Raw genomic sequence first — 12,187 nt, 5'->3', positions numbered from 1 at the left:
CTCGGGGGCGCCAGACCCTGGAAACACAGGGCCCGGCGCCTCGGGGGCATGGGACAGAAGCCGCCCCTGCCCTGGTCCACGCAGGTCAAACGCACAAGTGGGCCAGGTCACCAGGTCTCCACAGGTCCCGCCCGGCACGGAGCTCTCCGTGACCGGCCCTGCCCGACGGCGACCGAGCGCCCCGTCGCTGTCGGTGCCGTACGGCATGATGCGAGGCGTGACCGCACGACTGATGCTCCTCGACACGGCCTCGCTGTACTTCCGCGCCTACTTCGGCGTCCCCGACTCGGTACGGGCGCCGGACGGCACACCGGTGAACGCCGTGCGCGGGCTGCTGGACTTCATCGACCGGCTGGTCAAGGACCACCGTCCGGACCGGCTGGTGGCCTGCATGGACGCCGACTGGCGGCCGCAGTGGCGGGTGGATCTCATCCCCTCCTACAAAGCCCACCGGGTCGCCGAGGAACGTGCGACGGGGCCGGACCAGGAGGAGGTGCCGGACACCCTCTCGCCGCAGGTTCCGGTCATCGAGGAGGTGCTGGACGCGCTCGGCATCGCAAGGGTCGGCGTCGCCGGCTACGAGGCGGACGACGTGATCGGCACGTTCACCGCGCGCGCCGACGGCCCGGTCGACATCGTCACCGGCGACCGCGACCTGTACCAGCTGGTGGACGACGGGCGCGGGGTGCGGGTGCTGTATCCGCTCAAGGGCGTCGGCACGCTGCAGATGACGGACGAGGCGTGGCTGCGCGAGAAGTACGGGGTGGACGGGGGCGGGTACGCGGATCTGGCGCTGCTGCGCGGGGACCCGAGCGACGGCCTGCCGGGGGTACAGGGGATCGGCGAGAAGACGGCCGCCAAGCTGCTCGCCGAGTTCGGTGACCTGACCGGGATCATGGCCGCCGTCGACGACCCGAAGGCGAGGCTCACGCCGTCGCAGCGCAGGCGACTGGACGAGGCCAGGCCGTATGTCGCCGTAGCGCCGACGGTGGTCCGGGTCGCCGGGGACGTGCCGCTGCCGGACGTCGACACCGCCCTGCCGAAGGCTCCGCGCGATCCCGCCCGGCTGGACGAGCTGTCGGCGCGCTGGGGGCTGGGCGGTTCGCTGCACCGGCTGCTGCTGACACTCGGCGGGTGAGTGGCGGAGAATTGTTCTGGCAAAACACGCTCATCAAGTGTTCATGCAGGAGGTGTCAACTACGAAGGAGATGCTAACTTAGGCAAACCTAAGCAATGGAGCATGGAGGTCGGTCATGGCAGAGCGTCCAGGACGCAAGCCGCGTAAGGCCCATTCCGCCCAGGTGGTGCGCACCGAGCGGCTGACCCCGCACATGCAGCGCGTCGTTCTCGGCGGTGACGGACTGGCCGGTTTCGCCGCGGACACCTGCACCGATCATTACGTGAAACTTCTCTTCGGGCCGGCGGGCGTCACATATCCGGAGCCCTTCGACGTGGAGCGGATCCGCGCCGAGTTCCCCCGCGAGCACTGGCCGGTGACCCGGACCTACACGGTGCGCTCCTGGGACGCCGAGCGCCGCGAACTGAGCCTGGACTTCGTCGTACACGGCGACGAGGGCCTGGCGGGGCCCTGGGCCTGCCGCGTCCAGCCCGGCGAGACCGTACGTTTCATGGGCCCCGGCGGTGCCTACGCCCCGGCGGTGGACGCCGACTGGCATCTGCTCGCCGGCGACGAGAGCGCGCTGCCCGCGATCGCCCGCTCCCTGGAGTCCCTGCCCGCCGAGGCGAAGGCCTTCGCCTTCGTCGAGATCTCCGGCCCCGAGGAGGAGCAGAAGATCGACTCCGATGTGGAGGTGGTCTGGCTGCACCGGGGCGCGCGACCCGTCGGCGAGGCCCTGGTCGAGGCCGTGCGGGGGCTGGAGTTCCCGGAGGGCCGGCTGCACGCGTTCGTCCACGGCGAGGCGAGCTTCGTGAAGGACCTGCGGTCCCTGCTGCGCGTCGAGCGCCAGATCCCGCGCGAGGACCTGTCGGTCTCCGGCTACTGGCGCCTCGGCCACAACGAGGACGGCTGGCAGGCCTCCAAGCGCGACTGGAACGCCCGTATCGAGGCGGAGCAGGAGGGCGGCGGAGCGGCCGCCGCCTGAGGCGGCGGGGGCGGCGCCACCCGCGGGTGCCGCCGCTCCCGCGCGGGTCACACCGAGCGCTGGTACGACCTGAACGTCCTGATCGACAGCCACACGGCCACGACCGCCAGCGCCAGCAGCGCGCCGCCGCGGCCCAGCACCGCACCCCAGTCGGGATCCGCCGACATCGCCGAACGCCCGGCCACCATCGCCCAGTCGAGCGGGTTGAAGTCGGCTACGTGCCGCATCCAGCCGGGCATCTGGGACGGCGCCATGAAGGCGCTGGACAGGAACGTCAGCGGCAGCAGCAGGAAGGTGTTGATCCCGATGATCGACTCCCGCTCCCGCACCAGCATGCCGAGCGCGTTGGACAGGGCGCCGAAGACGGTGCCGAGCAGGACGGAGGCCACCACCAGGACCGCGATGCCCCCGGGCCCGCCCGGGTAGCCGGCACCGCCCAGCAGGCCGAGCAGCACGATAATCAGCGACTGGCCGGCGGTGACCAGCCCGTTGTTCACCACGTTGCCGTTCATCAGCGCGGCCCGGCTGACCGGGGTGGTCAGGAAACGGTTCAGGGTGCCGCGCTGGATCTCCTCCAGGGTGCCCATGCCCGCCCACATGTTGGAGCTGAGGGCGCTCATCGCGACCACCCCCGGCACCAGGTAGTCCAGGTAGCTGGTGGTGCCGAAGCCGCCCAGCTCGACGACCTTCCTGAAGAGACTGCCGAACAGGAACAGCCAGATCACCGGCTGGACCAGGGTGATGACGGCGAACGCGGGCTGCCGGGCGAACACCAGCAGCTGACGCTGGGTCATGTACCAGGTCTGGGACAGGGCGTTGCTCATCGGGCGCCTCCGGCCAGGGCGAGGGAGTCGGCGGCGTCGGCCTCCGCGTAACGACGGCCCGCGTACCGCAGGTAGACGTCGTCGAGGGAGGGGCGGGCGACGGTCGCGGCCGTCACCGTCACCCCGGCCCGCTCCAGCGCGGCCAGCAGAGCCGGCATCGCGGCGGCCCCGTCGTCGGCGCGGGCGCTGATCCGCCGGCCGTCGAACAGCGTCTCGTGCACGCCCGGCAGCCCGGCGAGCGCCCCTTTGAGCAGGGTGCGGCCCGCTTCCCCGGGCGCCTCGCGCAGCTCCACGTGGACGGCGTCGCCGCGCAGTTCGCCCTTGAGGGAGTCGGGAGTTCCCTCGACCACGGTCCGGCCCCGGTCGACGATGGCGATCCGCTCGGCGAGCCGGTCGGCCTCCTCCAGGTAATGGGTGGTGAGCAGGATGGTCAGCCCCTCCTCGCCGGCCAGCCGGCCGATCTCGTCCCACATCGCGGTGCGGGCCTCGGGGTCCAGGCCGGTGGTGGGCTCGTCGAGGAAGAGCACCTCGGGGCGGTGGACCAGGCCGAGGGCCACGTCGAGGCGGCGCCGCATACCGCCGGAGTAGCCCTTGACCGGGCGGCCTGCGGCGTCGGTGAGGGTGAAGCGGGCCAGCAGCTCGTCCACCCGGCGGTTCAGGGCGGTGCCGCGCAGACCGTAGAGCCTGCCCTGGAGCTGGAGGTTCTCGCGCCCGGTGGCGACCGGGTCGGCGCCGGAGTTCTGGGCGACCACTCCGATCGCCCGGCGCACCCGGTCCGGATGGCGCAGCACGTCGTGGCCGGCCACGGCGGCGGTGCCGGAGTCGGGGCGGGCCAGCGTGGTGAGGATCTTGACGGTGGTGGACTTGCCCGCACCGTTGGGCCCGAGGAGCCCGAAGACGGTACCGGGCTCCACGGTGACGTCCATGCCGTTCAGCGCGGTGACGTCACCGGGGTAGGTCTTGATCAGCTGGCGCGCCTGCACTGCGGGCGCACGGGTGTTCATGACAGGGCTCTCCTGAGTCAGCGGATGACAGCTGATCCGCCGAAGGAGCGCCGGGCTATCCTGGGTGTGCCGCACCTCGATCGCCCGGATCTGCCTCACGGCGGGTTCAGCTCGGGGTTCGAGACCCTGGCGGAGCTGCTGCAACAGCTCTGCCGGGGTCTGGTTCTGTTACTGGCCGGCCTCCGTGAACTCCGGCGGGAACTCGCCGGTCTCATGGAACCGGCGCCAGCTCTCGACGCCTGGCAGCGAACCGTCCTGCATCTCCCGCACGAAGCCGCGGACCCATGCGGCCTGCGCCTCCAGCATGTGCAGGTGGTACTCGACCTCGACCACGAACAGCCGGGGCAGTGTCTCGTGCAGCTTCTCCAGCACGGCCCGTCCGCCGGTGACCTCGACCTCCAGGGTGCTGAGCCGCTCCTCCAGCAGGCGCTCGACCTCGTCCGGCGGCAGGGCGCCCATCAGGGAGAGCGCCGTCTCGAAGATCGGGTACTCCTTGACCGGGACGGCCAGCAGGTCGGACAGCCAGTGGACCGCCTCCTCGCGCCCGGCGTCGGTGATGCCGTAGACCGTGCGCTCCGGGCGGTTGCCCTGCCGCTCCACGTCGGCCACCTCGACGAAGCCGTGCTTCTCCAGGTTCTGCATGACCGTGTAGAGCGAGCCGTAGTTGATCCGGGTGCTGGTGTCCTTGCCCTGACGGCGCATGGTCTGGGCGATCTCGTACGGATGCATCGGCTTCTGCCAGAGGGTCGTCAGCACGACGAGCGCCAGTGGGTTGCTGAGCTTGCGCCGCTTCACCGCCATGCCGACCACCTCGTTTCCGAATATCCGTGGCCGAACATATCGCGTCCCTGGAGCACACGTCAATACACACGATGTATCGCGTTCGGCGGGACTCCGCAAGGGCGTGAGGACTTGGGCCCGCCCCGGACACGCCGGTGTGACGCCTTCGAAACAGCGCGTCCCTAATTTCTGTCGCCCGACAGGAAATCCGCCCTGACAGGCAGGTACCGCCGTGACGACCATCGACGACCGCTCCCTGAAGGAGTCCGACGACCGCACCCTGGAGGAGTTCGGCTACCGCCAGGAGCTGCACCGCAGCCTCGGCCGGTACGCCTCCTTCGCCGCCGGGTTCTCCTTCATCTCCGTACTGACGACCGTCTTCCAGTTCTTCGCCTTCGGCTACGCGTTCGGCGGCCCGGTCTTCTTCTGGGCCTGGCCGGCCGTGCTGGTCGGCCAGTTGCTGGTGGCCGCCTGCTTCGCCGAACTCGCCGCCCGCTATCCGATCTCCGGCGCGATCTACCAGTGGTCCTCCCGCCTGTCGAACCCGTCCTTCGGCTGGTTCGCCGGCTGGATCATGGTCATCGGACAGATCGTGGTGGTCGCGGCGGCCGCGCTGGCCCTGCAGATGGTGCTCCCCGCGCTCTGGTCCGGCTTCCAGCTCATCGGCACGGACCCCGCGCCGGCCTCGGCCGACGGCGCCGCCAACGCGGCTGTCCTGGGCGTCGTCCTGCTGGTCCTGACCACCCTGGTGAACGTCATGGACAACCGCGTGATGTCCGTGATCAACCGGGTCGGGGTGACCGCCGAGATCATCGGCGCGGTCCTGATCATCGTCCTGCTCCTCACCCACTCCGAGCGCTCCCCCGGCATCACCTTCCACACCGGGACAGGCGCCGAGGGAGGCCTGCTGGGCGCCCTGCTGGTCGGTTCGTTCACGGCCGCGTACGTGATGATCGGCTTCGACAGCGCGGGCGAGATGAGCGAGGAGACGCACCAGCCGCGGCGGACCGCGCCGCGCACGATCCTCACCGCGCTGGGGGCGGCGGGGCTGCTGGGCGGGCTGGTCGTCCTGGGCGGCCTGCTGGCCGCGCCCAGCCTGACCGACGGACGCCTGGGCGTCGACGGGCTCAGCTACGTCCTCACCAGCAGCCTCGGCGACGGGGTGGGCCGGGTGCTGCTGGCCGACGTGGTGGTGGCCATCGCGGTGGCGACGCTGGCCATCCAGACCGCGGCGTCCCGGATGCTGTTCTCCATGGCGCGGGACGGGCAGCTGCCGTTCGCCGAACGGCTGGCACGGGTCGATCCGCGCACCGGGATGCCGGGGGCGCCGGCCGTGGTGGTGGGGGTGCTGGCCGCCGTACTGCTGCTGCTCGACTTCGCGTCCCCGGACGCGTTCCTCGCGATCGGGACCACGTGCATCGTGATGCTGTACCTCGCGTACGCGATGGTGACCGGGCCACTGCTGGTGCGGCGGCTGCGCGGGGAGTTCCGGGTCGAGGGGGCGGACGAGACCGGGGCGCCGCTGTTCTCGCTGGGGCGGTGGGGAGTGCCGGTGAACGCGGTCGGGCTGCTGTACGGGCTGGTGATGGCCGTGAATCTGGCGTGGCCTCGGGGGGCCGTGTACGACCCCAGCGGGGGTCACTGGTACTTCCGGTGGTTCACGGTGTTGTTCCTGGTCGGGACGGTGGTGGTGGGCGGCGTTTGGAGGCTCACCCGGGCGGAGTCCCGAAGTGCGGCGGCTGTGCCGGAGGCTGTGGCGTAGCCGGTCGGGTGCGTGGGGGCTGGCCGCGCAGTTCCCCGCGCCCCTGACGAAGCGGCTTCGCACTTACCCTTGGCTGCAATGAGACGTAAGACCCGCGTTCCGCCCTCTCCCCTCCCCCAGCGCCAAGGGGTGGACCCCGTTCGGGTGCGGTTGCCCTTCGCCGAGGAGTGGGAGACCGTCGGCGCATACCTGGTCGCCCGGCTCTCCGGAGCCGCGCCCGGAGCAGTGGAGGACATGCTGGCGTCAGGGCTCGTCGTGGGCGCCGACGGACACCCCGTCGCAGCCCGGACCCCCTACACCCCCGGCCTCTGGCTCTGGTTCCACCGCGACCTGCCCCCCGAGGTCCCCGTCCCCTTCCCGCTCGAAGTCGTCCACCGTGACGATCACCTCGTCGTCGCCGACAAACCGCACTTCCTCGCCACCACCCCGCGCGGCAGTCACGTCACCGAGACCGTCCTGGCCCGGCTGCGGCAGGAGCTGGGGATCGCCGCGCTCGGGGCCGCGCACCGGCTGGACCGGCTCACGGCCGGACTCGTCCTCTTCACCGTACGGCCCGAGGAACGGGGGGCGTACCAGACGCTGTTCAGCGAGCGGCGGGTACGCAAGGAGTACGAGGCGATCGCGCCGTACGACCCCTCGCTCGCCGTTCCCCGGACCGTGCGCAGCCGGATCCTCAAGGAGCGCGGGGTGCTGGCGGCTCGCGAGATCGAGGGGGAGCCCAACGCGGAGACCCTCGTCGAACTGGTCGAACGCAGAGGAGACCTGGGCCGGTACCGGCTCACTCCGCGCACCGGGCAGACCCATCAGCTACGCGTCCACATGAGCGCGCTGGGTGTGCCGATCCTCGGCGATCCGCTGTATCCGGTCGTGACCGGCCCCGTGCCGGCCGGTGACTTCCGGCGGCCGCTGCAACTGATCGCGCGGAGGCTGGAGTTCACCGATCCGGTCACGGGGACCGAGCACCGGCTGCGCAGTGGGCGGACGCTGCGGGCCTGGGAGTCGTACCAGGACTGGGCAGGTGGGCTCGGCTGCTAGCGGCCGAGCCACCAGCGGCGCAGCCGGGGCCAGATACCCATGGGCCTGGCGGGCTCCGGGGCCGGGGCCACGGCCGGCGGGGGTGCCACGGGCTGGGGCTCGGGAACCGGTGCGGGTGCTGCCGGACGGGTGCTGCCGGCCTGCCAGTCGGTGCGCTGCGGCGGGACCAGCGCGGGGCTCGGCATGAGGGTCACGTCCTGCTTGGGCTTCGGGTCGAAGCGCACCGGCAGTTCCACCAGATGCCGGGACGCGATCGACGCACGCCAGCGCAGTTCCTCCTCGTCGCAGTCGAGCTGGATGTCGGAGAGACGGGTCAGCAGCTGGTCGACGCCCACATCGGCGATGGCACGGCCGATGTCCTGACCGGGGCACTCGTGCGGGCCGCCGCCGAAGGCGAGGTGGGAGCGGTTGCCCTGCATGTTGGCGCTCAGGTCGGGGCGGACCCGTGGGTCGACGTTGCCCGGCGCGGGCGCGTACAGCAGCCCGTCGCCCTTACGGATGCGCTGGCCGCCGAGTTCGGTGTCCTGCTTGGCGAAGTAGGCGAAGACCGTGCTGAACGGCGGCTCGTCCCACAGGGACTGCTCGATCGCCTCCGGCACCGTCATCTGGCCGCCGTTGAGCTGGGCACGGAAGCCGGGTTCGGTGAGCACCATGCGCAGCGCGTTGGCGAGGAGGTTGGCGGTGGTCTCGTAGGCGGCGTAGAGGACGACCCGCAGGTGCTGGGCGACCTCGTCGTCGTTGAGCCTGGCGGGGTGGCCGACGAGATGGCTGGCGAAGTCGTCCTCGGGGCGGGCCCGGCGGCGGGCGGTGAGCCGGGTCAGGCAGCCCATGACGTACTCGTTGCTGGCGATCGCGGTCTCGGTGCCCTTGAGCGCGTCCCGGGTGGCCTCCACGATCCGGTCGTTGTACTCCTCGGGCATGCCGAGCAGTTCGCACATGACCGCCATCGGCAGGTGCTCGGAGTACTGGGAGACCAGTTCCGCTCGGCCTCTCTCGCAGAACTCGTTGACCAGCAGCTGGGTGTAGCGGCCGATGAGGCGGCGGATGCTGCGGTGGTCGATGGTGGTCATGGCGCCCATGACGGCCGCGCGCAGCCGCATGTGCTCGTCGCCCTCGGCGTGCGAGCAGATCGGCTGCCAGGCGATGTGCGGCATGAGCGGGTGGTCGGGCTTGACCAGGCCCTCCCGCAGCGGGGTCCAGATGCGGCTGTCGCGGGTGTACACGGCGGGGGTGCGGACCATCTGGAGGTTCTCGGTGAGTCCGAGGACCACCCAGATCGGCACGTCGTCATGGAGCAGTACGGGGGCCACGGCGCCGTGTTCGGTGCGCAGCTTCTCGTACAGCTCGCCCAGGTGGTCGGCGTCGGCGCCGTAGAGCCGTTGCAGGCCGCCGGGTCCGCGGTCGTGCACCGGGCAGCCGGGGGGCGGGACCGGGTCGGTGCCGGTGCCGGCCGGGAAGGGGGATTCAGGCGTCACAGTGATCGCTCCGAAAGGGGGGGTCAGGTGAGCGCGCCGGACATGGCGAGCGAGTGCAGGAAGCGCACCAGGGTCATCAGGACGTCCCGGCTGGAGGCCCGGCGGCGGGCGTCGCACTCCACGATGGGGATCTCGGGGGGCAGGTCCAGCGCGGTGCGCAGTTCCTCGACGGGGTAACGGGGTGCGTCCGGGAAGGAGTTGACGGCGACGACGAACGGCACCCCGCGTTCCTCCAGGCGTCCCATGACGTCGAAGCTGACTTCCAGACGGCGGGTGTCGATGAGCACGACCGCGCCGAGGGCGCCCTCGAACAGGCCGTTCCACAGGAACCAGAACCGCTCCTGGCCGGGGGTGCCGAAGAGGTACAGGACCAACTGGTCGGTGATGCTGATGCGGCCGAAGTCCATGGCGACGGTGGTGGCGGTCTTCGAGTCGGAGCCGTAGTTGTCGTCGACCCCGATGCCGGCCTGGGTCATGGTCTCCTCGGTGGTCAGCGGTCTGATCTCGCTGACGGAACCGACCATGGTGGTCTTGCCGACTCCGAAGCCGCCCACGATCACGATCTTCACCGCGGCCTGGGCGGTGTGCGGCAGCTGGTCCTCGGTGCGGGGGCCGGGGATCGTCTCAGAGCTTTTGAAGTCCATGCATCACCGCTTCGAGAAGGGAACGGTCGGGAAGCGCCTGCCGGACGATCGGGGCGCGCGCCTGCACCAGTTCGGCCGTGATCAGCTCGGTGATCAGTGCCGTCATCGCGCTGAACGGCAGATTGAGGTAGGCGGAGAGCTCGGCCACCGACAGCGGGGCGAGACAGAGCCTGAGCATCACCGCCTGCTCCGGCGTGACCGAGGGCGGTGGGTCGGCGCGCGCCACGATTAAGGTGACCAGGTCGAGCTCGGCCCGTGCGCCGTCGGCTCCGCTGATGACGTAGAGCCGCTCGGGGTTCTTGGTGTCGCCCTCCTCGGCGTTCTCCTCGCGGCCGTTTTCGGCGGCGGGCGGCATGGGCGGCGGCTGGTGTGCCGCCCTGGGCTGGCGCCGTTTGCGTTGCGGAGGAGTCATACGGTCTGACCGTTCCGCCGGGGCGGACTGGTGAGATGGGTGCCGATGCGGACCACGAGGTCGCGCATCATCTCGCTCATCCGGCCGGGTTCGCAGGTCACGTCGGCGAGCACCGCAAGGTAGGCGTTGGCGCCGGCGGACATGAGGTAGAAGTAGCCCCGGTCGATCTCGATCAGGACGAGGTTCATGTCGCCGTTGCTGATGGGGAGTTCCTGGGCGACGGCGGTGGCCAGGCTCTGCACGCCCGCGCAGGCCGCGGCGAGCCGGTCGGCGGCGTCGGGGTCGCCGCCGTGCCGGGCGATGCGCAGTCCGTCGGCGGAGAGGACGACGATCATCTCGACGCCCGGTACCCCGTCGGCGAGCTGCTTGAGCATCCAGTCGAAGTTGCCTCGCTGCTGGATCACTAGAGGTCCCCCTCGTCGCCGGCGTCGGGGCCGGCCGGATCGTTGATGAGGTGCTGGTACTTGGTGGGGTTCCGGGTGAAGTCGGTGGGGTGGACACCCGGGTTGTTCTTCTTGAGGCCCTCCCAGAAGGCATCGACCCACAGGCCGGGCGCGGGACGCTCGGGCGCCGGTTCCGGCTCGGGCTCCTTGTGCTGCGACCAGACGGTCGGGGTGCCCTCGCGCTCGGCGCGCTCGATGGCGGCCTGTTCGGCGTACCGCTGGCTGAGCGGTGTCTTCATCCGGCTGCGCCGCTGCGGCAGGCCGCCCGCGGTCCACTCGGTCACCTCGGGGACGTCGTCCTCCATGGAGATCCCGGCCGGGATGCGGGGGCTGGTGGGCCGGCGCTTCTTGGGGGGCCGTTTGGGGCCTTCGAGCGCGCCGAGTTCGGGCTTCGGGATGCCGGTGGCGCCGATGCCGTGCGCGATGCCGGGGGCCGGGTCGGTGGTCATCATGTCGCTGGGCACGATGAGGACGGCGCGGACCCCGCCGTACGCCGAGGCGCGCAGCGAGACGTCCATGTCGTACGTCGTGCACAGCCGGCCCACGACCGACAGGCCCAGGCGCGGGTTCTCGCCGAGGACCTGGATGTCCTTGCCCTGCTTGGCCTTCTCCAGCATGCCCTCGATGCGGCCGCGGGCCTCCTCGTTGAGGCTGACGCCGGCGTCCTCGATCTCGATGCACACGCCGGACTGCACCTCGACGGCGGTGACGTGCACCTTGGTGGAGGGCGGCGAGTAGCGGGTGGCGTTGTCGAGGAGCTCGGCGGCCGCGTGGATGAGCGGTTCGACCGAGGTGCCCTTGATGTTGACCTGGCAGATGGAGTGCAGCTCGATGCGCCGGTACTCCAGGATCCGGGACATCGCGCCGCGCAGCACGCTGTAGAGGGCGACGGGGTTGGGCCACTGACGGCCCGGGCGGCCGCCGCCGAGCACGGAGACCGAGTCGGCGAGGCGTCCGATCAGCGCGGTGCCGTGGTCGATGCGCAGCAGGTCGTCGAAGACCTCGGGGTTGCGGCCGTGGTCCTCCTCCATCTCCCGCAGTTCGTGTGCCTGCTGGTGGACGATGGCCTGGACGCGCCGGGCGACGCTGACGAACGAGCGCTCCAGGGAGTCGCGCTGGAGGTCTTCCTCGTCGACGATGTCCAGCATGGTGCGGATCAGCCGGCGCTGCGCCTCGGGGACGTGGCGCAGCCGGGGGTCGAGGTCGAAGACCTGGCGGATCACCTCTTTGGGGGGCTCGCCGGCCTTCAGCCGGTAGAGCGCGGTCGGGAACACCTCCTTGCCGAGGCGGTCGATCTCCTCGTCGTTCGTGGTGAGGCGCTGTTCCAGATACGCACGGTGACGGTCGTGCTCGGCCTTCGCGTCCTGAAGCCTGCGGCCGCGGCGCACCGCTTCGGCCGCCGTCGCGAGCACCAGCAGCATGCCGACGGCCCCGCACACGCCGACGGCGGTCCGGGCGGGCTCCGCCACCAGGAGGACGGCGGCGGCGGTCGCCGCGGCCATCAGTACGGCGGGCAGCAACAGCACCCGCGCCAGGGAAAGTTCACGGCCATTGGGAGGCGATTGCACACTCACCATGTATGCCTTCTGAGACGGATCGGCTGGGTGTCGGGGGAGTTCGCGGGGGGAAGGTTCATGGAGCAGCCAGGATCTTCCGTATGATTGGGAACAGGCGCACGAATTCATCTCAACTCGGTGCGCCGCGGG

Annotated in this window: 12 protein-coding genes; 4 read left to right on the top strand and 8 right to left on the bottom strand. The window is 70.9% G+C overall.

The features are described 5' to 3' along the window. Positions 1-208: 208 nt before the first annotated feature. Together ACZ4O3_RS35705 and ACZ4O3_RS35700 are read left to right on the top strand one after the other, a co-directional pair. Positions 209-1,138, top strand: a complete 930-nt coding sequence (locus tag ACZ4O3_RS35705) for a 5'-3' exonuclease (RefSeq protein WP_467726355.1) — start codon at positions 209-211, stop codon at positions 1,136-1,138. A gap of 115 nt (positions 1,139-1,253) precedes the next feature. Beyond that, on the top strand, positions 1,254-2,102 hold the full coding sequence (locus tag ACZ4O3_RS35700; protein ID WP_467726301.1) for a siderophore-interacting protein: 849 nt from the start codon (positions 1,254-1,256) through the stop codon (positions 2,100-2,102). A 47-nt stretch (positions 2,103-2,149) separates the two neighbouring features. Here ACZ4O3_RS35700 and ACZ4O3_RS35695 read toward each other — a convergent pair whose 3' ends face one another. The 3 genes from ACZ4O3_RS35695 to ACZ4O3_RS35685 form a co-directional block, all read right to left on the bottom strand. After that, a complete protein-coding gene (locus ACZ4O3_RS35695; protein WP_362719282.1) occupies positions 2,150-2,926 on the bottom strand; it encodes an ABC transporter permease in 777 nt (258 codons plus the stop codon). Continuing rightward, a complete protein-coding gene (locus ACZ4O3_RS35690; protein ID WP_362719279.1) occupies positions 2,923-3,930 on the bottom strand; it encodes an ATP-binding cassette domain-containing protein in 1,008 nt (335 codons plus the stop codon). Before ACZ4O3_RS35690 ends, ACZ4O3_RS35695 begins: the two co-directional genes overlap by 4 nt. A gap of 168 nt (positions 3,931-4,098) precedes the next feature. After that, positions 4,099-4,731 (bottom strand): PadR family transcriptional regulator, encoded by a 633-nt coding sequence (locus tag ACZ4O3_RS35685; RefSeq protein ID WP_362719277.1) that lies wholly within the window; start codon positions 4,729-4,731, stop codon positions 4,099-4,101. 211 nt (positions 4,732-4,942) lie between these two features. Here ACZ4O3_RS35685 and ACZ4O3_RS35680 point away from each other — a divergent pair, with 211 nt between their 5' ends. Together ACZ4O3_RS35680 and ACZ4O3_RS35675 are read left to right on the top strand one after the other, a co-directional pair. Next, positions 4,943-6,472: an amino acid permease gene (locus ACZ4O3_RS35680; RefSeq protein ID WP_467726299.1), complete on the top strand. Its 1,530-nt coding sequence runs from the start codon at positions 4,943-4,945 to the stop codon at positions 6,470-6,472. 78 nt (positions 6,473-6,550) lie between these two features. Beyond that, on the top strand, positions 6,551-7,507 hold the full coding sequence (locus ACZ4O3_RS35675) for an RluA family pseudouridine synthase (protein ID WP_362719271.1): 957 nt from the start codon (positions 6,551-6,553) through the stop codon (positions 7,505-7,507). Here the strand turns inward: ACZ4O3_RS35675 and ACZ4O3_RS35670 are convergent. The 5 genes from ACZ4O3_RS35670 to ACZ4O3_RS35650 are packed head-to-tail and all read right to left on the bottom strand — an operon-like array spanning position 7,504 to position 12,058. Continuing rightward, positions 7,504-8,982, bottom strand: coding sequence for a cytochrome P450 (locus ACZ4O3_RS35670; RefSeq protein ID WP_467726298.1), 1,479 nt, complete (start codon positions 8,980-8,982; stop codon positions 7,504-7,506). The two genes, ACZ4O3_RS35675 and ACZ4O3_RS35670, sit on opposite strands and share 4 nt — an antisense overlap. A 23-nt stretch (positions 8,983-9,005) precedes the next feature. Continuing rightward, positions 9,006-9,626, bottom strand: coding sequence for a GTP-binding protein (locus ACZ4O3_RS35665; protein WP_362719265.1), 621 nt, complete (start codon positions 9,624-9,626; stop codon positions 9,006-9,008). Further along, complete coding sequence (locus ACZ4O3_RS35660) at positions 9,607-10,038, bottom strand: DUF742 domain-containing protein (protein ID WP_362719263.1); 432 nt, start codon at positions 10,036-10,038, stop codon at positions 9,607-9,609. Before ACZ4O3_RS35660 ends, ACZ4O3_RS35665 begins: the two co-directional genes overlap by 20 nt. Beyond that, positions 10,035-10,442, bottom strand: coding sequence for a roadblock/LC7 domain-containing protein (locus tag ACZ4O3_RS35655; RefSeq protein WP_351320402.1), 408 nt, complete (start codon positions 10,440-10,442; stop codon positions 10,035-10,037). Before ACZ4O3_RS35655 ends, ACZ4O3_RS35660 begins: the two co-directional genes overlap by 4 nt. Further along, positions 10,442-12,058, bottom strand: a complete 1,617-nt coding sequence (locus ACZ4O3_RS35650) for a sensor histidine kinase (RefSeq protein WP_362719259.1) — start codon at positions 12,056-12,058, stop codon at positions 10,442-10,444. Before ACZ4O3_RS35650 ends, ACZ4O3_RS35655 begins: the two co-directional genes overlap by 1 nt. Positions 12,059-12,187: the final 129 nt, after the last annotated feature.

Source organism: Streptomyces sp. NPDC026515 (genome assembly GCF_055567595.1).
This window is presented reverse-complemented; position numbering and strand designations above follow the sequence as displayed.